Consider the following 20552-nt stretch of genomic DNA (forward strand, 5'->3'; position numbering starts at 1 on the left):
ATTACTGTAGAACGCATGTCCAGCGAGGATCCCCTGTCGCAGCTCGGCGTTCGCGCCGAGGCGGACGGCGGGACGATCGGGGTGTACTCGAAGAACGCGACCTCGATCGAGCTGCTGATCTTCGACGACTCCGATCCGAACTGGCTGATCGAGACGGTGCCGCTCACCCGCGGCCACGGCGACGTGTGGATCGCACAGTCGCCGCACCTGAGACCGGGCACCCGCTACAACATCAGGTGCTCGGGACCACGCGCACCCGAGCACCATTTCAATGAACGCAAGCTGCTGATCGAGCCGTACTCGCGCGGCCTGCTGCGGGCCGGCACGAAGGAGTGGCGCTCCGTCGTCATGGACGGCGACTTCGACTGGGCCGGTACCGGCAAGCCACGCGTGCCCACCGACCACACGGTGGTCTACGAGGCGCATGTGAAGGGCCTCACCACGCTCAACACGGCGATTCCGGAGGACCTGCGCGGCACCTACGCGGGCCTCGCTCATCCGGCGACCATCGAGCACTTCCACCGGCTGGGTGTCACCAGCATCGAGTTGCTGCCGGTGCATGCCTTCGCCACCGAGCAGCGCCTGTCGCGGCTCGGGTTGTCGAACTACTGGGGTTACAACACGCTGAACTTCTTCACTCCGCACGCGCCGTACGCCACCAAGCAGGCGCAGGCATCCGGAGCCGCTGCGGTGCTGCGGGAGTTCAAGGGCATGGTGCGGCTGCTGCACGAGGCGGGCCTCGAGGTCATCCTCGATGTCGTCTACAACCACACGGCGGAGGAAGGCCTCGGCGGCCCCACGACCAGCCTGCGCGGCATCGACAACGCCACGTACTACCGGCAGAACCCCGACGGCTCGTACATCGACACCACCGGCGTCGGCAACACGATCGACTACGGCAACCCCGTCGCCGATCGGCTGGTGCTCGATTCGCTGAAGTACTGGGCGAACGACGTGCAGATCGACGGCTTCCGCTTCGACCTCGCCGCCGCCCTCGGCCGGGACGAGACCGGCGAGTTCGCGGGCGACCACTCGCTGGTGACCGCGATTGTCGACGACCCGTACCTCGAGGGCGTCAAGCTCATCGCCGAGCCGTGGGACATCGGTCCCGGCGGCTGGCAGACGGGCGGGTTCCCGAACGGCTGGCACGAATGGAACGACCGCTACCGCAACCGGGTGCGTTCGTTCTGGCTGGCGGACATCGCGGATGCCCGCGCGCACGGCTCCGCGCCAACCGGCATCGGATCGTTCGCGACCAGCCTCGCCGGATCGTCGAACCTCTTCACGCCGGAGCGTGGGCCGCTGGCCTCGGTCAACTTCGTCACCGCGCACGACGGCTTCACGCTCGCCGACCTCGTCTCGTACGACGAGAAGCACAATCTCGGCAACGGCGAGAACAACCGGGACGGAACGAACGACAACCGTTCGTTCAATCACGGAGTGGAGGGACCGACCGACGATGAGAGCATCCGTGCGGTGCGACGGAAGGCGGCGCGCAACCTGATGGGCACGCTGCTGCTGTCTGCGGGCATCCCGATGATCACGGCGGGCGACGAGTACGGCAGGAGCCAGTCCGGCAACAACAACGCGTACTGCCACGACGACACGCTCACCTGGTTCCGCTGGGACTGGGACGAACGGCAGAGGGACTTCGCCGCCGTCACCGCTGAGCTGATCAGGCTGCGCAGGGAGAACCCCGCACTGCGTCCCGTGCGGTTCGGCAAGTTCGGCGAGACGGTGCCGAGCGCCAGCCAGCTGGACTGGTACGACGCCTCCGGGAAGACGATGGCTCAAGCGGACTGGGACTCGCCCGAGAACCGCACGCTGCAGTACCTCGCCGCGTCGACGCCCGAGTTCGAGGAGTTCAACCGCATCCTGCTCGTGGTGCACGGCCTCGAGACGGACACCGTGGTGAAGCTGCCCGAGCGCGAGGGTGTCGCCGGCTACACGCTGCTGTGGGACAGCGCACGGGAGACGGTGGCCGGCGCCGACGGCGAACACGCACCGGGCGACGCCGTCGACATGGGACCCACGTCGATGAAGCTGTTCCGGGCGCACGAGTAGCGGTGCCGAAGAAGTCTGCGTCAACGCGGCCGGCAGGAACACCGGCGACGCTGGCGCTCACGCACGCCGGTGTTCCGTTCGCGGCGCACGCCTACGAGCACGATCCGGGCGTGACGGCGTTCGGGATCGAGGCGGCGATCGCGCTGGGCGTCGATCCGGCGCGGGTGTTCAAGACGCTGATCGCCGACGCCGACGGCCGGCTCGTCGTCGGCATCGTCCCGGTCACCGGTCAGCTCGACCTCAAGGCGCTGGCCACCGCCGTCGAGGCCAAGCGGGCATCAATGGCCGACGCCGCGGCCGCCCAGCGCAAGACGGGCTACGTCGTCGGCGGGATCTCCCCGGTCGGTCAGAAGTCGCGACTGGAGACCGTGCTGGATGCCTCGGCCTCCGCCTTCGAGACCGTCTACGTCTCGGGCGGTCGCCGCGGCTTCGACATCGAGCTGTCTCCGGCTGACCTTCTCGCGGTCACCGGCGGGCGTCTGGCCGCCATCGCGCGCTGACGCCGGGCTCAGCGGGCAACGGTGACCAGGCCGAGCTCAGCCGGGCTCGCCATGGCGCGGTTGCACGGCAGTACACGCACCGTGTAACCGAACGACCCTGCGCGGTCCAGCGGCACGGCGCCTTCGAACGCGGACGTGCCGCCGGCGCCGCCGTCGTGGTGGCTCAACCGCTGATGCCCGACCTTCTCGAGCTCGTCGTCCTCGCCGATGCGGCCGTACACGACCTCCACCGCGACGTCCGACGACTCCAGGGAGCCGAGGTCGACGTGGGCGCGCAGACGGAGCCTGTCGCCGACCTGCGGAACGGCATCCAAGCCCCCGGACTCCACGTGCACGACCGCCACCTGCGGCCACGCGTCGGTCACCCGTTGCTTCCAGGTCGCGAACTCGCGGGCGCCCTGGTACCGGTTCGCGGCCAGCTGCGTCGCCTCGGCGTACGCGGGCACGTACAGCTCGGTGACGTACTGGCGCACCATGCGATCCGCGCTGAGCTCTGGAGACAGGGTTTTCAGGGTGTGCCGCACCTGCTGCATCCACGTGATCGGCACCCCGCTCTCGTCGCGGTCGTAGAACCGGGGCGCGATCTGGTGCTCGATGAGGTCGTAGAGCGCGTTGGCCTCGAGCGCGTCGCGTTCCCCGGCGTCGCCTGCCGCGTCCGCTGACGGAATGGCCCAGCCGTTCTCGCCGTCGAAGTACTCCGCCCACCAGCCATCGAGGATGGACAGGTTGAGCGCCCCGTTCAGCGCGGCCTTCATGCCACTCGTGCCGCACGCCTCGAGCGGCCGCAGCGGATTGTTCAGCCAGATGTCGCAGCCCGGGTACAGCGTCTGCGCCATGGTGATGTCGTAGTCCGGCAGGAACACGAGGCGGTTGCGCACCTCGGGCGAGTCCGCGAACTCGACGAGTTCCTGGATGAGCCGCTTGCCGCCGTCGTCCGCCGGATGCGCCTTGCCGGCGATGACCAGCTGCACCGGACGCTCCGGATCGTTCAGCAGGCGAGTGAGCCGCTCCTTGTCGTGCAGCATGAGAGTGAGCCGCTTGTAGGTGGCGACCCGCCGCGCGAATCCGATGGTGAGCACGTGCGGGTCGAGCACACCAGACAGCCACGCGGGAGCGATCGCTCCGCGCGACCGATGCTGCCATTCCCCGGCGACGCGGGTGCGGGCATCCTGCACCAGGTTCTCGCGCATCCTCCCGCGCACGTTCCAGAGGTCGTGATCGCTGAGCGCCGGCGAGAGCCAGTCGGCGTGAGTCGTGTCAGACGTGCCGAGCGCGTTCTGCGCCAACTCCGTCAGAAGCGGATCGGTCCAGGTCGGCGCGTGCACACCGTTCGTGACCGAACCGATCGGCACCTCGTCGTAGTCGAATCCCGGCCAGAGCCCCGCGAACATGTGCCGGGACACGTTGCCGTGCAGCTTCGAGACACCGTTCGCGCGCTGCGCGAGTCGCAGCCCCATCACGGCCATGTTGAACACGCCCGGCGATCCGCCGTCGTAGTCCTCCGCGCCCAGGCGCATCACATCGTCGACATCGATTCCCGGTACCAGCTCGTGCGCCTCGAAGTAGCGGTGCACGAGGGATGCCTCGAAGCGGTCGATGCCCGCGGCCACCGGCGTGTGCGTGGTGAACACAGTGCCGGCCCGCACCGCCTCCAGCGCCTGCGGAAATGCGAGGCCCTCGCCGATCAGCTCCGCTATGCGTTCGAGCCCCTGGAACCCGGCGTGGCCTTCGTTCGTGTGATACACGCTCGGCGCGGTGAGGCCGAGCAGGCTCGTGGCCGTGCGCAGAGCCCGGACGCCGCCGATGCCCAGCAACAGCTCCTGCAGCAGCCGATGCTCTCCCCCGCCGCCGTACAGCCGGTCGGTGACGCTGCGCAGGTCTTCGTCGTTCTCCGGGATGTTCGTGTCCAGCAGGAGCAGACGCACTCGGCCCACGAGCGTAGTCCAGATGCGGGCGCTCAGCGTGCGGCCGTCGGGCATGGCGAGCGCCACCACGGCCGGCGTGCCGTCCGCGTGGCGCAGCACCGACAGCGGCATCCCGTCGGGATCCAGCACGGGATAGCTCTCCTGCTGCCAGCCGTCGGCGGTCAGCGACTGCGCGAAATACCCGGACCGGTAGAACAGCCCTACTCCGGTGAGCGGCACGCCGAGGTCCGATGCGCTCTTCAGGTGGTCTCCGGCGAGGATGCCGAGGCCGCCGGAGTACTGCGGAAGCGCCGCAGCTATGCCGAACTCTGGCGAGAAGTACGCGATCGACTGCGGGGCATCCTGAAGGCTCTGATACCACCGCGGTTCGCCGATGTAGCGGCGGAGGTCGTCGCGCAAGCCGTTCGCCCAGCCGATGAAGCCGTCGTCGCCGGCAAGTTCGGTCAGGCGTTCGGGGCTGACCGCACCGAGCAGCGCGATCGGATCGTGGTTCGTACCCCGCCACAGGTTCTCGGAGATGTGGCGGAACAGATCCCTGGTCGGCTCGTGCCACGACCAGCGCAGATTCGAGGCGAGTTCGTCAAGCGCTTGCAGGGAGTCCGGGATGACCGCACGGACGGTGAATCGACGGATGGCTTTCACTCGCGCAACCCTACCCACGCCGCATGTCGAACGCATGAACGGATGCCCGGCACGAGCCTCGCGCGGGAGTGTCGCGGCGACGCGCGCGACGTGCAAGGGGTGGCGATTTCGGGCCCCCATCGCGCTACGGTCGGAGAATGCCGACCACGTCGTCACGCTCGCCGCGTAATCGCCCGGCGGAAGCAGCACCGAGGAGCGAGTACCGGCCCGTGCTGGGCAGGCTTCCGATCCTCGAGGTCGGCCCGGTCGTCGAAGGCGGCGCCTGGCCCGCCAAAGCGTACGACGGCGAGGTCGTGCCGTTCTCCGCCGTCGCGTTCCGCGAAGGTCACGACCTGATCGGTGTGGAGCTCGTACTCACTGCACCCTCGGGCACGACGCTGCGGCGCAGGATGTCCCCACTCGCGCCAGGCACGGACCGCTGGGGAACCACGGCGCTCCTGAACGAGCAGGGCACGTGGCGCTTCCACATCGAGGCGTGGGCCGACGACGTGGCGACCTGGTGGCACGCCGCAGGCATCAAGGTGCCCGCAGGAATCGACACCGACCTGATGCTCGCCGCCGGCGCCGAGCTCCTCAATCGAGCCGCAGCCGAGCAGCCGAACGAGGCGGACGGGCGATGGCTCGCAAGCGAAGCGAAGGCGCTCGTGAAGGAAGGGCAACCTGCGACAGTACGGCTGGACGCCGTGGAGCTGAACGGGGTGCTCGACCACCTGACCCGCAAGCCGCTGCGCAGCCTGGTGACGTCATCCCGCGAATACGAGGTGCTCGCCGAACGGGAACGCGCCGGCGTCGGCGCATGGTACGAATTCTTCCCACGCTCCGTGGGCGCCGTGCGCAACGCCGGCGGTTCCTGGAAGTCGGGCACGTTCCGCACGGCGGAGTCCCGGCTGCCCCGGATCGCCGAGATGGGTTTCGACGTGGTCTACCTGCCGCCCATCCACCCGATCGGGCTCGCCTACCGGAAGGGCCCGAACAACTCGCTCGATGCCGGCGAGAACGACCCCGGTTCACCGTGGGCCATCGGTTCAGCGCAGGGCGGACACGATGCGATCCACCCCGACCTCGGCACCGAGGCCGACCTCAAACGCTTCGTCGCGCGGGCGAAGAAGGCGGGACTCGAGGTGGCGCTCGATCTCGCGCTGCAGGCGTCCCCTGACCACCCGTGGGTGCGTGAGCATCCGGAGTGGTTCACCCGGCTCCCCGACGGCTCGATCGCCTACGCCGAGAATCCCCCGAAGAAGTACCAGGACATCTACCCGGTCAACTTCGACAACGATCCGGAAGGCATCCGCGGCGAAGTGCTGCGCATCGTGCGGTACTGGATCGGTACGGGCATCCGCATCTTCCGCGTCGACAACCCGCACACGAAGCCCGTCGACTTCTGGGAGTGGCTCATCCACACCGTGAACGCGGAGGAGCCCGACGTGGTGTTCCTCGCCGAGGCGTTCACCCGGCCCGCCGTGATGCAGACGCTCGCGAAGGCAGGCTTCCAGCAGTCGTATTCCTACTTCACGTGGCGCAACACGAAGGCCGAACTGGAGGAGTTCCTCGACTCCATCGCGCACGAGACCGATGCCTTCATGCGGCCGAACCTCTTCGTGAACACGCCGGACATCCTCACCGAGTACCTGCAGTTCGGCGGCCGGCCGGCGTTCAAGGTGCGTGCGGCGATCGCGGCGACCGGTGCCCCGCTCTGGGGCGTGTACTCCGGCTACGAGCTGTACGAATCGGTGGCTCGCAGCGGCGCCGAGGAGTACATCGACAACGAGAAGTACGAGTACCGGCCGCGCGACTACGACGGCGCCGAGGCGCGGGGCGAATCGCTGGCGCCATACCTGACCATGCTCAACCGGGTGCGGCGCGAGCATCCTGCGCTTCGGCAACTGCGCAACCTTCACGTGCACTCCAGCGAGGACGACGCCGTACTCGTCTACAGCAAGCACCTGCCCGCCGAGTTCACCGGAACCGGCGATCCCGATACCGTGATCGTGGTCGCGAACGTCGACCCGCACGCGGTGCGCGAGACGCTCGTGCACCTCGACCTTGCGGAAATCGGTCTGGCGCACGGCGCAACGTTCGAAGTGACGGATGCCGTCACCGGTCAGACATGGTCGTGGGGTGCCGCCAACTACGTGCGGCTGGATGCCTTCCACGAGCCGGTGCACATCCTCAGCGTGAACTTCCCTGCAACTCCCATGGCGTAAGGCGGCCCGATGTCCGAGAACGAGATGACGACGACGGCGCACGCGGACGGGTCCGCCGCGATGCAGGCACCCGTGGTGGACGACGCGGCGCTGCTGGCCGTCGCCGAGGGGCGCCATCACGAGCCGCACTCGGTGCTCGGCCAGCACCTGGTGGCGGCGGACGGCGTCGCGGACCGCGTGACCGTCATCCGTGTCCTGCGGCCTCTTGCCCGATCGGTCACGGCCGTGCTCACCACCGGCGCCCGAGTCTCCCTCGGCCATCTCGGGCACGGCGTGTGGCAGGGCGTCAGCGTGCTCGGGCCGCAGCCATACCTGGTGGAGGCGCGCTACGAGGACGGGTCGGTGTGGACCGCTGAGGATCCGTACCGGATCACGCCCACGATCGGCGAGCTCGACCTGCACCTCATCGGAGAGGGCCGTCACGAGCGGCTCTGGGACGCGCTCGGGGCGCACTACCGCGAGCACGAGGGTGTTTCGGGCACGGCGTTCACGGTGTGGGCGCCGAACGCGACGGCCGTGCGCGTGGTGGGCGACTTCAACGACTGGAACGGCACCGGCTCCGCGATGCGCTCCATGGGCGCCAGCGGCGTGTGGGAGTTGTTCCTACCCGGCGTCGCACCCGGCGCGATCTACAAGTTCGAGCTGCGCGGCAAAGACGGCGCGTGGAGCCTCAAGGCCGACCCGATGGCGCGGCTCGCCGAGGTTCCGCCCGCCACGGGTTCCGTCGTCACTTCCAGCGACTATGCGTGGGACGACGGCGACTGGATGCTGGCCCGCCGCTCCCGCAACCCGCACACCGGCCCGATGAGCGTGTACGAGCTCCACCTGGGGTCGTGGCGCCCGGGGCTCGGCTACCGCGAGGCAGCGGACGCCCTGATCGACTACCTCACGGCGCTCGGGTACACCCACGTGGAGTTCCTGCCGTTGGCGGAGCATCCGTTCGGCGGCTCATGGGGCTACCAGGTGACCGGTTACTACGCACCGACCAGCCGATTCGGGCATCCGGACGATCTGCGCTATCTCATCGACCGGCTGCACCGCGCGGGCATCGGCGTCTTCATGGACTGGGTGCCGGGGCACTTCCCGAAAGATGCCTGGGCCCTCGCGCGGTTCGACGGCGAGGCGCTGTACGAGCATCCGGACCCCCGCCGCGGCGAGCAGAAGGACTGGGGCACGTACGTGTTCGACTTCGGCCGCCCCGAGGTGCGCAACTTCCTGGTGGCGAATGCGTTGTACTGGCTCGAGGAGTTCCACGTCGACGGACTGCGCGTGGATGCCGTGGCCTCCATGCTGTACCTCGACTACTCGCGGGCCGACGGCGAATGGCTGCCGAACGTGCACGGCGGCCGCGAGAACCTGGAGGCGATCTCGTTCCTGCAAGAGGCGACGGCCACCGCATACAAGCGCAACCCGGGCATCGTGATGATCGCTGAGGAGTCCACCGCCTACCCCGGGGTCACGGCTCCGACGAGCGCGGGCGGGCTCGGATTCGGGCTGAAGTGGAACATGGGCTGGATGCACGACTCGTTGCAGTACATGCACGAGGACCCGATGTACCGCTCGTACCACCACGGCGAGATCACGTTCTCGTTCGTGTACGCGTTCAGCGAGCACTTCATGCTGCCGATCAGCCACGACGAGGTGGTGCACGGCAAGGGGTCGCTGCTGTCCAAGATGCCGGGCGATCACTGGCAGCAGCTCGCGAACGTTCGCGCCTACCTGGCGTTCATGTGGGCGCACCCCGGCAAGCAGCTGCTGTTCATGGGCCAGGAGTTCGGGCAGCCGTCGGAGTGGAGCGAGGAACGCGGCCTCGACTGGTGGATCCTCGACCAGCCAGCGCACCGGGGCCTGTGGGACCTCGTGGCGCGGCTCAACGACATCTATCGCGACGAGCCCGCGCTGTGGCGTTACGACCAGGACCCGCGCGGCTTCCAGTGGATCGACGGAGGAGACGCGCAGGGCAACGTCGTCGCGTTCGCCCGTCGTGCCGACGGCGATCCGCTGGTGTGCGTCGTGAACTTCGCCGGGGTGCCGCACAACGGCTACCGCCTGCCGATGCCCTTCGCCGGGGACTGGGAGGAGCTGCTGAACACCGACGCCACCGAGTACGGCGGCTCGGGTGTCGGCAACCTGGGCGTCGTCAACGCGACGGATGCTCCGTGGGGCGGGATGCAGGCATCCGCCGTTCTCGATCTGCCGCCGCTCGGTGCCCTCTGGCTGCGCCCGAAGCGCACCATCGCAGCTGACTAGCTAGTACAGCAGCGACGCCAGGCGGCCGCGTGCCTTGATCACACGCGGGTCGGTGACGCCGACGATCTCGAAATAGTCGACGAGACGCGTGCGGATCAGATCGCGAGTGGCCGCGTCAGCGGTTGCGAACAGGTCGAGCAGCCGGCCGAAGGCGTCGTCGACGTGCCCACCCGAGAGGTCGAGGTCGGCGACCGCGAGTGCCGCGTCGGCGTCATCCGGGGCGGATGCGGCGGCATCCCGAACCTGATTCGCGTCGACGGTGGAGAGCCGCTTCAACAGGTTCACCTGTGCGAGCCCTGCCACCGCCAGATCGTCTGCCGGGTTCTGTGCGATCGCCAGCCGGTACTCGGCGATGGCGCCGTCGAAGTCGCCGCGCTCGATCGCGTCGTACGCCTCCTGGTGGTGCGGCGGCAGCGGTTCGGGCTCGGGCTCGGACGCCGTGTCCGCGCTCTCCGTGCCGACCGCGTCCTCGACGCTCACACTGCCGGTCACGCCGTTCTGCTCCGCGATCTGCAGCACCTGCTCGAACACCTCGCGCACCTGCTGTTCGGGAATGGCGCCCACGAACAGCGGTGCCGGCCGGCCTCCGATGATGGCGACGACGGTCGGAATCGACTGTGCCTGGAACGCCTGCGCCAGCTGGGGGTTCGCGTCGACGTCGACCTTCACGAGCACGAGACGGCCGGCGTAGTCGTTGACCGCGCGCTCCAGCGCCGGCGACAGCTGTTTGCACGGCCCGCACCATTCGGCCCAGAGGTCGACGATCACCGGCACGGTATTCGACAACTCGATGAACTGCGTGAAGTTCTGGTCCGTGCCGTCGTAGACGAGACCGGGCAGCGTCTGGACGGGCGCGGCATCCGCGCCGTCCGTTCCGGCGGGCTGCCCCGCCGGACGGTTCGCGAGCGCGGAGAGGTCGACGGCGCCGCGGAAGGATGCGGCATCAGGGGTGTTGGTCATCCGAGTTCCTTCGCACCGAGCAACGCCTGCGTGAAGCCGAGCATCACGATCTTGTGCTTCGACTCCGCGGGCGGCACGTAAAACAGTAGCTGGTAGCCGTACGTGGTCTCGAGGCCCTTCGTGCTGTCGGTCACGCCGGTGAGCGCCTGCACGTTCGGGTTGCTGGTCGACACGGTGGCACCGGCCTCCACCGGCTTCAGTGTGGACACCTCGTTCAGGCTGGTGGCGACGATGGCGCCCGAGTCGTTCGTCGCCATGGCGATCGGCCCGTCCGTGCCGGGCTGGCTCGCGAAGTCGAGCGACGCGGTCTTCGGCAGGTTCGTGATCTGCGACGCCTTGTACGCCGCTCCCACCTGGGGCGCCAGCTTGTCGGACTTCGAGTCGAAGAGGCTGTAGTACTTGCTCTTCTCGCCGTTCTGGAGCACGTCGCCGTAGTACTCCGCCAGCTTGTTCGGCGCGACCGACAGCAGCTTCGAGTCCGGCGGCACGATCGACGTGCCGATGTTGGCCGGTGGCAGGTCCGGCACATTCGCGTCGGCCTCCAGCGCGATCGCGTACTGCACCGTGTAGTTGTCACGTGGGGCCTTCTGGATCATCACCAGGTCGAGAGGAGCCGCCTTGGAGTCCTTCGGATCGTGCACGACGGCGCTGACCACGCGTGGCCAGTCGTTCGTGGCCTCTGGCAGGGCCAGCGAGACCGAGTTGCTCGGAATCGCCTGCTCGGCCGGTGCGTCCGACTTCTTCGCGCGCAACGCGTAGTCGCCGGTTCTGGCATCCAGTGCTGGACCACTGAACCGCGTCGCTGCGAGCGTTCCGTTCAGAGCGCTGTCCGCCTTGCTCGCCACTGCAGCGATCTTGTTCACGATGTTGTCCAGCTGCGGACCGGTGACCGCCGGCGGTGGCGTGTCCTTTCCCTGCCCGGGCAGGTTGGTGGCGATCGGCGTCGAGGTCGGAGTCGCCGTCGAGCCGCCGAACTGGGGCCAGTAGTCCGACGAGCATCCTGCGAGCACGAGCGTTCCTACCAGCACAACCGGAACTGCGACGAATGCTCGGCCGATCGAACGCCTGCCCTTCGGCGACCCCTCCACCTCGTTCGTCGGCTCGTAATCGCTGGGCTTCGGCGGCTTGGAGCCGCGTGGCAGCTTCGGCGGCTTGCCTCCCCCACGACGCGGCCCGCGCGAGCGCCGCATGTGGCGGATGGCGAGCACGTACATCAGCACTCCGAACGCGGCGACGACGATTCCCCCGACGATGAGCGGACCCGCGAACGGCGTGCGGCTGTCGAGCGGCCAGTTGATGGTGATCTTGTCGGGTGCCGGCTTCGTTCCGTCAGTGGCGACGATGACGCTGACCGTCCGCGGCACGTTCATCTTCGTGATCGAGGCGGCGTCACCGCTGAACTCCTCCAGCCACAGGTCCGATCCCGCCGGATTCGGGCCGGTGCGGTTCGAGTTGTTCGCGGAGTCGCTCGAGGTCGAACCGGAACCGGCCGTTGCGCTCGGTGTCGGTGCGGGGGTCGACGTCGGGGCAGGGGTCGACGTCGGCCCAGGAGTGGCCGTGTCGGAGGGCTTCGGCGTGGATGCCTTGCTCGGCTTTGCCCTGACCACGTGCGACGACAGGGTATTCGTAGCCGGGTTGTAGGAGACCTTCGCGTACTTCTCCGTGCCGAGCCAGGCGAGCACGTCGGAGGTGCGGCCGTAGGCGACGAACGGCTTGCCTCCGCCGGAGACGGTGAGCGTCTGCTGGCCAGGACGTGCACGCAGCACGGATCCGTCGATGACGGTGAACGGCGCTCCGCCCTCAACGACGGTGCCGGTGACGATGTTCGTGGGCGGAATCCAGATGGTCCGCTGAGCGAACCCCAGGCCGATCATCACGGCCGCGGCGATGAACGCCAGGATGGCGATCAGGAATCGCACGAACTCTCCTTCGCTGTCGCATCCGCACGCTCTGTGCCGTCGCGACGGGCGCAACCGGCGCCGATGAGTGGCGCCCGCAATCAGTGTTTCGGGTGACGGCCGCCGCGGGCGGCGCCCGGCAGGCATCCCACGATACCGAAACACCCCTGGGAACCCGCTCCCAGCGGCCGGAACGGCGGGTCGCGGAGCCGCGAATCGGACCCGGGCACCCCCCCAACGGATGCCAGGCCCGACTACACTCGAAACGCCCGGCGCGTCGTCGCGCTCGGCTTCGTGCCTCTGCCGGCTCCCCCATACGGCAGCGCCGCGCGCGAACATCCAACCCCCGATACCACCCGGAGAGAAGAAGCCCGTGGCCCCCGAAGAGACAGAGTTCACTCAAGTCTTCCGCGGTTATGACAAGGACGAGGTCGACAAGGCGATCCAGGATCTGCGGCGCGAGCTGATCCAGGCGAACGCGCAGACCGCGGATTCTGCCAAAGAGATCAAGCGCCTTTCCGCCCGCATCGATGAGCTCAACGCGGAGATCGAGGAGGTCGGCAGCCCGACGTTCTCCGGTCTCGGAACCAAGCTCGAGAACACGCTGCGCGTGGCGGAGGAGCAGTCCACGCGCATGATCGCGCAGGCCGACATCGACGCCGAGAAGCTGCGTTCCGCCGTCGCCGCCGAGGTCGAGAAGACCCGCCGCACGGCCGAGGAACAGGCCCAGCGCATCCTTGCCGAGGCGCACGCTCAGGCGGACACGACGTTGCAGGACGCCGGCATCGAGGCGAACGAGCTGGTAACCGAGGCTCGAACCAAGGCAGACACGCTGAACCAGGAGTCGCAGCGTCAGGCCGCTGCCGTGCGCGCCTCGGTCGCCACCGAGGTCGCCGAGCTGCGGGCGACGGCCAAGCGCGAGGCGGCGGCCATGCAGGCCGAGGCGGAGCACGAAGCGGCCGAGACGAAGGCCGCCGCCAACCGCGAGGCGGCCGAGGCGCGAACGGATGCCGAAGGGCTGAGCCGCGAGGTCGAGGAGACGAGGGCGGCACTCGCCAGGGAGGTCGAGGCGCGGCGTGCCGAGGTCGAGGCGGAACTGGCCGACCGTCGCACCGTGGTCGACCAGGAGATCGCCCAGGCACAGCGTGACCTGGCCGCCGACACCCAGCAGGCGCGCATCGACCTCGCCAACGAGATCGAGCAGGGCCGTGCCGCTCTGGCGCGCGAGCTCGATCAGCGCAAGGCAGAGGCCGCCGCCGAAGCGGAGAAGGAGCGCAAGGCGTTCCAGCGGGCCGCGGAGAAGGCACGGAAGGAACTCGAGGAGGAGCTCGCGGGCATCCGTTCGGAAATCGCCGCAGAGTCGGAGCGGTTGGCCCACGAGGCCGAGCGTGCGCGGATGGAGCTCGAGGTCGAGCTCAAGGCACGCCGCGACGAGTCCGAGAAGGAGCACCTCGCTCGTCATCAGGAGGCGGTCGCTCAGACGCAGAAGTACCTGGATGACGCGAACGCGGAGCTGGCTGAGGTCACGAGCCGCACCAACGAGGTGCGCTCGGAGGGCGAGGCCATCGAGCAGGAGATGCGTTCGGAGGTGAAGGCGGCACGCAAGGAGGCCGAGGCCTCGGCGCGCGAGATAGTGCGCTCGGCGGAGGACCGGGCGGCCGCTATCATCGACGAGGCTGAAGAGCGCACACGCGGGCTCGTGGCTGACGCGGAAGAGCGGCTCTCTCAGATTAGGATCGAACGCGAAGCCGTCGCCGGGTACTTCGAGAGCCTGCGTAGCGTGCTGAGCCAGGCGGAGCAGGTGACTGCCGTAGACGACTGACGGTGCAGGCGAGGGGGGCCGCGTGAAGATCCAGAACGCATTCCGGGTCGGACTGATCGGGACCCTCGGAGTCGGGCTCGGCGTTCTCATTCTCACGTCGATCGTCTCGTTGTCGACGATCCTCACCTATATCGGGGCGGCTCTGTTCCTTGCGCTCGGCATCGAGCCGATCGTGGCGTTCCTGGAGCGGCGCAAGATACCGCGCTGGGCGGCCATCCTGATCGTGCTCGTCGTGCTGCTCGTGCTGCTCGGCCTGCTGCTGTGGGCGATCATCCCGATCATCGTCAGCCAGGGCACGAGCCTCGTGAAGCAGATCACGAACTTCGTGGAGAAGGGCACGTATCAGGAGTGGTATCAGACGCTCCAGAAGCAGTTCCCGGCGGTCGACTTCGACAAGTCGCTCCAAGAGATCTGGGCGAACATCCAGAAGTCGGCCGGCAGTATCGGGGCGGGGCTCCTGTCGGTCGGAATCGCCATCGTCTCCGGCTTCTTCGGCGCACTGATCGTCATCATCCTGACGATCTACTTCACGGCGTCGCTGCCGAACATCAAACGGGCCGCGTACGAGCTGGTGCCTGCGAGCAAGCGCGGCCGGTTCGCCGACATCGCAGAGCAGATCACCGACTCTGTCGGCAAGTACGTGATGGGACAGGTCGCGCTGGCGCTGATCAACGGCATCCTCAGCTCGATCTTCCTCACGATCATCGGCGCGCCGTTCCCGATCCTGCTGGCCGTGATCGCCTTCCTGTTCTCGCTGATCCCGCTGGTGGGCACGATCTCGGGCTCGATCATCATCGCGCTGCTGTCGCTGCTGCTGGCCTCACCGGTGACCGCGCTCGTGGCCATCATCTACTACGTCATCTACATGCAGGTCGAGGCATACGTGCTGAGCCCGCGCATCATGAACCGTGCCGTGGCGGTGCCGGGCGCGGTCGTCGTGATCGCCGCGCTCGCGGGCGGCTCCCTGCTGGGCATCCTGGGCGCACTGATCGCTATCCCGGTCGCCGCGTCGATCCTGCTGATCATCAAGCAGGTCGTCATCCCACGGCAGAACGAACTCTGACCTCACGCCCTCACGCGATGCGCCAGCATCCGCTGTGCCAGTGCCGCCTGGCCTCGAGGTCCGCGGCGTCGCCCGTCACGCCGTCGGCGCGCCACACGACCACGTGTGCGACGCCGGGTGCGATGACGCCGCCGCATCCAGGGCACGTGTAGCTCTTCGCAGCGGATGCCTCGCCCACCGGCTGCACATTCCACTCGCGTCCCCTGCGCACCTCGGTGCGGCGCCACCCGTCAAGGAGCCGACTCAGATCCCCGTGCTCGGTGTGCGCCGGCGAGCCGCGCCTGCGGGATCGGTTGTTGCGCGGCATCCGCCCATTCTACGATTCGCCGGCCGGGCCGACCGGCAGCGGGCGTGCCTCACTCCCCCACGTCGCGGCGCTCCAGGCGAGCCTCCTCCTGGTCGAGCAACGCCTGCGCCTTGCCCAGCACCCGGGATGGATACGCGCCCTTCGAGCGCGCCTCCAGCAGAGCCTCGCGTTGCGCATCGATGGCGATCCGCAGCAGCAGCCCGTACTGGGCGTGCGGGCCCACCGGGCTTTCGCCCTCGCGAATGGCCGCGCGCTCCCACGTCGACTCCGCCAGCACACCGATGTCGTCGCGAAGCCGCTGCACGACATTCGGGTCCACCGACTGCCCCTCCGGCAATTCGATGTGGGCCTCGTCGATGGCGTGGTCGGCGGCCTCGGCGATCTCATCCAGAAGCGATGCCAGCTCCCGCGTGTCGGCAGTTGCGTCAGTTCCACGGATTCCGGTCAGCCTGATGATCCACGGCAGCGTTCCGCCCTGAGCCAGCAGCGACACGATCGCGACGACGAATGCGATCAGGATGAGCTGCGGCCGGTACGGCGTGTCGTTGGGCAGTGACTGCGCGGCCGCCAGAGTGACCACTCCGCGCATGCCTGCCCAGGTGAGCACCACCCCGTCGCGCCAGCCGACGTTGTTCTTCTGCAGGTCGACCATGTCGGCATCCCGCTGTGCTATCCGATGCTCGGCACGATCGGCGCGCTGCTGGATTCGATCGTCGTCGAATCGCTCCCGCCACGCCTTCATGCGTTCCCGGAGCGTCGACAACCGTTCGCGTCCGTCGTCGGCCCGGCCGGCCGCCCTGCGAACGCGCCACAGCACCGGGGCGACGACCAGGGCGCGCACGACCAGCAGCACGACCACGACGAGCAGGCCCAGCGCGAAGGTCTCGGGAAGTCCGATTTCCGGATGCTTCACAGATGCCTGCACCAGCCCGGTGAGCTGGCCGCCCATGATGAGGAAGACGCCGTTCTCGATCACGAAGGCGATCACGCGCCAGTTCACCTGCTCGCTGATGCGCGACTGCGCGCTGAACTTTCGCGCACCCTGGTGCCCCGAGTACAGGCCGGCCACGACGACCGAGAGCGCACCGGACGCCTGCAATGCCTCCGCCGGGATGAAGGCGGCGAATGGCACCACGAACGAGATCACGGTGTCGAGCACCGGCTCGGAGAACTTCGAACGCACCCACACGGTGACGAACCCGATCACCACGCCGACGACGATGGCCACGATCACCGACCTGGCGAAGTCGCCTACAACGCTCCACAGGCTGACGGATGCCGCGGTGGCGGCGATCGCGGACTTCAGCAGCACCAGCGCGGTCGCGTCGTTGACCAGGCTCTCACCCTCCAGCAGCGTGACGTCTCGCGCGGGCAGGCCCAGCCGCTTGGCGACCGCGGTCGCTGCGACGGCATCCGTCGGACTGACGACGGCCCCGAGCGCGATGGCCGCGGCGAGGTTCAGCTGGGGCAGCAGCGCGTACAGGATGAACCCGATGACGACAGCGGAGATGACCACCAGCACGACGGAGAGCATGCCGATGCCGCCGAGATTGCGCCGGAAGTCGACGATCGGCACCTGTACGGCCGCGGCGTAGAGCAGAAGCGGCAGGAGCAGCTCGAGCACGACCTCGGGGTTCAGCGCGAGATGCAGCGCCCCTGGGACGAGCGAGTAGCCGATGCCGATGACCACGAGCAGGATGGGCGTGGCGATGCCCATCTTCTTGGAGAACGCTGCCGCGGCGACGAGCACCACGATGCCGGCGATGACCAGAAGCGCGTACTCCATGCGGTCAGATTAGTGAGGCTAGTACCAGCCGGTCGACTCCGAGTGGTCCCAGGCACCGCAGGGGGTGCCGTAGCGGCCGTCGACGTAGCCGAGTCCCCAATTCACCTGGGTGACGAAGCTGTTCTGCCAGTCGGGGCCCGCAGACGCCATCTTGCTGCCAGGAAGTGCTTGCGGGATGCCGTAGGCGCCAGACCCCGCGTTGTACGCGTAGACGTTCCAGTGAGACTCGCGATTCCACAGCGCGACGAGGCAGTTGAACTGGTCGTCGCCCATTCCCTGGGACGCGAGCACGCTCTTGGCGTACGCCTGGGCGCTGCCGGGGTCTGGTGTGCCTGCAGCGGGTGCGCCACCCGACGATCCGCTGTCGGAGGCGGATGATGACGTGACGGTCGGCTTGACGACCGGCTTCGGCGCTTCCTTGGAGCTGAAGGTGTCGATGCTGACGGTCTCGGCCATGGCCTTGCCCGAAACGTCGAGCTTCTGGATGGGCTGGTCGAGGAATCGGGAGTGCGCCGATGCGAACTCGGGAGACGCGGCGGCGCCGGAGTACGGATCCACGATGTTCACCAGGAAGAAGCCGATGGCCGCGAGGAAGGCCACACCGACGACGACTGGACGAGCACCGCGACGGAAACGCGTCCGCGACCGCCGGCCGCTGGGACGGTGCCGCTCTACCGGCTCGGCGCGCTGAACCATCTGGGGTCGCTGAACAAACGCCTCCACCGTGTTTCGGGTCGGTGTTGGCGGCTCTGCTAGGTGTCGTACTCGCCTGCCCACGATCACACTACGATAACGAAGATCGTCCCGAGGGCAAAAGCGAAGTGCACGCGATTCGCTTCAAATCCGGGATTCTGGGTTTGCGAATGCTCTGATTCAGATCACCGCACGGCCAGCATCACGTCCACGACGGCATCCAGCAGAAGGTCCACCTGCGCCTCTCGGTACCCGTGCCGCTGCTGCCGGAAGACGACCGTGCGCACCTCCTCGACCGACATCGGCATGCCGTCCCGGAAGTAGCGCACCAACCGCTTCGCGAATCGGTCGACCTCGCGCTTGTTGTATCCGATGGTGAAGATGCTCGTGCGATCGAACCGGTGGGCTTCGGGGCGGCCCAGCCGGTTGAGGATGACCTGGGCCGTGCCGCGTGCGTCGTCGAGAAAGCGACGGTCCCCCAGCTCCTGGCGGGCCTCGGTGCGCTCACGTGCGGCGAAGGCGTCCTCGAGACGCTCCAGTGCCCCGTCGACCACGTCGGGCTGGTAGCCGCCGCGCTGCAGCGCGAAACCGGTGCGACGGATGTCCTCGGCCGTGAGAGGCACGTCGGGATCGCCCTCGTAGGCGCGCCGGGCGAGCCGCAGGAACCGGTCGACCTCTTCGGGGTCGTATCCGCGTTTGCTGCGCTTGACGGTGGGAAACGTGGCCACGGGCTCATTCTCTCAAAACGGATGGTGTGCACCTCACAGCGAGCCGTGGGCGCGTGGCGGCTCAGGGCATCCGGAGCCCCCGCGCTAGCGGAACAGCGGCTCGAAGACGACGTACAGCACGTAGGCGAGCGCGACAGAGGGCAGGATCGAGTCCAGGCGGTCGAGGAATCCGCCGTGTCCGGGCAGCCATGAACTCATGTCTTTGATGCCGATGTCGCGTTTGATCAGCGATTCCGTGAGGTCACCCACGGTCGCGGACACCAGGATCAGCGCACCGAACACGAGCCCGAACCACCAGGGCGCATGCAGCATGAAGATCGCGAGGACGACGCCGGCGACGAGTGCGGTCGCCGCGGCCCCGGCGAATCCCTCCCAGGTCTTCTTCGGGCTGATCGTGGGCGCCATCGGATGCTTGCCGAACGACAGTCCCGCGGCATACGCCCCGGTGTCTACCGAGACGACGACGATGAGCGCGGCCAGCGTCCACCACTGCCCGTCGGGTTGCGCGACGAGCAGCACGGAGAAGCACGCCAGGAACGGCACGTACAGGATGGCCAGCGCCGATGCCACGAGGTCGCGCACGAGTGCCGGTGCGCCCACCCGCCTGGTCGACGGCAGGCCCTCCGCGATGCGCCACAGCCAGAGGAACAGGATGCCGGCGATGGCCACCACCCACTCCCCCGACGCGTGCAGGTAGTAGGCGGCCGGCACGAGAACGACGCCGACGACCGTGAGAGCGATGCGCGGCACCCGGAGCCCCGCGATGCGCAGGGCCGTGACGAACTCGAACCCGGCGAAACCGGCCAACGCCGCGGCGAAGACCATGAAGATCTCCTTGACCACGATCAGGCTGACGAGCAGCAGTGCGCCGCCCACCAGACCGATCAGGATCGCGAAGATGAGGTTGCGGCCCGTGCGCTGCCGGATCTTCTCATTCGTGGCATCCAGCTGCGCCTTGGTCGCCTGCACCTGGGCCTGGACCTGGCGCTCGAGGTCGGCGCGGCGGTCGCGGATGCGGCGCCCGAACGGCGACGGTTCCCCGCTGTGACGCGCGCCGTCGTCCGGCGGTGGCGGGGATGCGTCGGGCGGCAGGGTCATCTCAGGCTCAGACCTCGAGGAGTTCGGCTTCCTTGCGCCCGAGGGCGTCGTCGACCTGGTCGATGTGCTTCTTCGTGATCGACTCCAGCTCCTTCTCGGCGCGCGCCACCTCGTCGTCGCCCACCTCCGACTTGAGCGCGTCGAGCTCGTCCTTCGCCTTACGACGGATGTTGCGGATCGACACGCGGGCATCCTCCGCCTTCCCGCGCACGATCTTCACGTACTCCTTGCGCCGCTCCTCGTTGAGCTCGGGCATCGTGACCCGGATGATCGTGCCGTCGTTGTTCGGCGTCGCACCGAGGTTCGGGGCGGCGACGATCGCCTTCTCGATCTCCTTCAGCGCCGACTTGTCGTACGGCGTGATGACGAGCGTGCGCGCCTCGGGGTTCTGCAACGAGGCCAGCTGCGCCAGCGGAGTGGGCGTTCCGTAGTAGTCCACGAGGATGCGCTGGAACAGCTGCGGGTTCGCGCGCCCGGTGCGCACGGTCGAGAAGTCGTCCTTGGCCACGTCGACGGCCTTCGTCATGCGCTCTGTCGCCGCGGCGAGTGAGTCAGCGATCACCTGTCGCTCCTTCGTTCGTAGGGGTCAGCTCAAGCTTAGGGCCGCCGGGG

The 20552-nt window shown here is 68.2% G+C and carries 15 protein-coding genes; 6 read left to right on the forward strand and 9 right to left on the reverse strand.

Translation table 11 applies throughout. The annotated features are described in order from the left end of the window. Positions 1 to 15 precede the first annotated feature (15 nt). Complete coding sequence (glgX, locus tag ACYVII_RS01695) at positions 16 to 2064, forward strand: glycogen debranching protein (RefSeq protein ID WP_460529985.1); 2049 nt, start codon at positions 16 to 18, stop codon at positions 2062 to 2064. Between the two features lie 2 nt (positions 2065 to 2066). Next, positions 2067 to 2564, forward strand: coding sequence for an aminoacyl-tRNA deacylase (ybaK, locus tag ACYVII_RS01700; RefSeq protein ID WP_460529988.1), 498 nt, complete (start codon positions 2067 to 2069; stop codon positions 2562 to 2564). 8 nt (positions 2565 to 2572) lie between these two features. Here the strand turns inward: ybaK and glgP are convergent, their stop codons facing one another. After that, a complete protein-coding gene (gene glgP, locus ACYVII_RS01705) occupies positions 2573 to 5131 on the reverse strand; it encodes a glycosyltransferase family protein (RefSeq protein WP_460529991.1) in 2559 nt (852 codons plus the stop codon). Between the two features lie 137 nt (positions 5132 to 5268). Here glgP and ACYVII_RS01710 point away from each other — a divergent pair, with 137 nt between their 5' ends. Together ACYVII_RS01710 and glgB are read left to right on the forward strand one after the other, a co-directional pair. Continuing rightward, positions 5269 to 7335 carry an alpha-1,4-glucan--maltose-1-phosphate maltosyltransferase gene (locus ACYVII_RS01710; protein WP_460529994.1) on the forward strand — a complete coding sequence of 689 codons (2067 nt, stop codon included), beginning with the start codon at positions 5269 to 5271 and terminating at the stop codon, positions 7333 to 7335. A 60-nt stretch (positions 7336 to 7395) separates the two neighbouring features. Further along, a complete protein-coding gene (glgB, locus tag ACYVII_RS01715) occupies positions 7396 to 9585 on the forward strand; it encodes a 1,4-alpha-glucan branching protein GlgB (RefSeq protein WP_460530523.1) in 2190 nt (729 codons plus the stop codon). Here the strand turns inward: glgB and ACYVII_RS01720 are convergent, their stop codons facing one another. Together ACYVII_RS01720 and ACYVII_RS01725 are read right to left on the reverse strand one after the other, a co-directional pair. Beyond that, entirely contained in the window at positions 9586 to 10545 is a 960-nt protein-coding gene (locus tag ACYVII_RS01720; RefSeq protein ID WP_460529997.1) for a tetratricopeptide repeat protein, read from the reverse strand. After that, a complete protein-coding gene (locus tag ACYVII_RS01725; RefSeq protein WP_460530000.1) occupies positions 10542 to 12464 on the reverse strand; it encodes a hypothetical protein in 1923 nt (640 codons plus the stop codon). The genes ACYVII_RS01720 and ACYVII_RS01725 overlap by 4 nt, the downstream gene beginning before the upstream one ends. Positions 12465 to 12816: 352 nt before the next feature. Here ACYVII_RS01725 and ACYVII_RS01730 point away from each other — a divergent pair, with 352 nt between their 5' ends. Together ACYVII_RS01730 and ACYVII_RS01735 are read left to right on the forward strand one after the other, a co-directional pair. Beyond that, positions 12817 to 14265, forward strand: a complete 1449-nt coding sequence (locus tag ACYVII_RS01730) for a coiled-coil domain-containing protein (protein ID WP_460530003.1) — start codon at positions 12817 to 12819, stop codon at positions 14263 to 14265. Positions 14266 to 14287: 22 nt separating this feature from the next. Further along, positions 14288 to 15328: an AI-2E family transporter gene (locus ACYVII_RS01735; protein ID WP_460530006.1), complete on the forward strand. Its 1041-nt coding sequence runs from the start codon at positions 14288 to 14290 to the stop codon at positions 15326 to 15328. A gap of 10 nt (positions 15329 to 15338) precedes the next feature. On the opposite strand, the gene ACYVII_RS01740 is transcribed toward ACYVII_RS01735, so the two are convergent. The 6 genes from ACYVII_RS01740 to frr form a co-directional block, all read right to left on the reverse strand. Continuing rightward, positions 15339 to 15635 (reverse strand): hypothetical protein, encoded by a 297-nt coding sequence (locus ACYVII_RS01740; RefSeq protein ID WP_460530008.1) that lies wholly within the window; start codon positions 15633 to 15635, stop codon positions 15339 to 15341. Between the two features lie 49 nt (positions 15636 to 15684). Then, positions 15685 to 17421 (reverse strand): cation:proton antiporter, encoded by a 1737-nt coding sequence (locus ACYVII_RS01745; RefSeq protein WP_460530011.1) that lies wholly within the window; start codon positions 17419 to 17421, stop codon positions 15685 to 15687. An 18-nt stretch (positions 17422 to 17439) separates the two neighbouring features. Further along, the gene (locus tag ACYVII_RS01750; protein ID WP_460530013.1) at positions 17440 to 18021 is read right to left on the reverse strand and encodes an aggregation-promoting factor C-terminal-like domain-containing protein; all 582 of its coding nucleotides are present in this window, start codon (positions 18019 to 18021) and stop codon (positions 17440 to 17442) included. Between the two features lie 278 nt (positions 18022 to 18299). Beyond that, positions 18300 to 18842 (reverse strand): DivIVA domain-containing protein, encoded by a 543-nt coding sequence (locus tag ACYVII_RS01755; protein ID WP_460530016.1) that lies wholly within the window; start codon positions 18840 to 18842, stop codon positions 18300 to 18302. 84 nt (positions 18843 to 18926) lie between these two features. Then, positions 18927 to 19940: a phosphatidate cytidylyltransferase gene (locus tag ACYVII_RS01760; RefSeq protein ID WP_460530019.1), complete on the reverse strand. Its 1014-nt coding sequence runs from the start codon at positions 19938 to 19940 to the stop codon at positions 18927 to 18929. 7 nt (positions 19941 to 19947) lie between these two features. Then, complete coding sequence (frr, locus tag ACYVII_RS01765; RefSeq protein WP_460530022.1) at positions 19948 to 20502, reverse strand: ribosome-recycling factor; 555 nt, start codon at positions 20500 to 20502, stop codon at positions 19948 to 19950. Positions 20503 to 20552 lie beyond the last annotated feature (50 nt).

Source organism: Humibacter ginsengiterrae (assembly GCF_054780115.1).

Bases quoted from the DNA above. Each gene is read 5' to 3' on its own strand.
- glgX (WP_460529985.1), top strand. From the start codon at position 16: ATGTCCAGCGAGGATCCCCTGTCGCAGCTCGGCGTTCGCGCCGAGGCG.
- ACYVII_RS01710 (WP_460529994.1), top strand. From the start codon at position 5,269: ATGCCGACCACGTCGTCACGCTCGCCGCGTAATCGCCCGGCGGAAGCA.
- glgB (WP_460530523.1), top strand. From the start codon at position 7,396: ATGCAGGCACCCGTGGTGGACGACGCGGCGCTGCTGGCCGTCGCCGAG.
- ACYVII_RS01720 (WP_460529997.1), bottom strand. From the start codon at position 10,545: ATGACCAACACCCCTGATGCCGCATCCTTCCGCGGCGCCGTCGACCTC.
- ACYVII_RS01740 (WP_460530008.1), bottom strand. From the start codon at position 15,635: ATGCCGCGCAACAACCGATCCCGCAGGCGCGGCTCGCCGGCGCACACC.
- ACYVII_RS01745 (WP_460530011.1), bottom strand. From the start codon at position 17,421: ATGGAGTACGCGCTTCTGGTCATCGCCGGCATCGTGGTGCTCGTCGCC.
- ACYVII_RS01760 (WP_460530019.1), bottom strand. From the start codon at position 19,940: ATGACCCTGCCGCCCGACGCATCCCCGCCACCGCCGGACGACGGCGCG.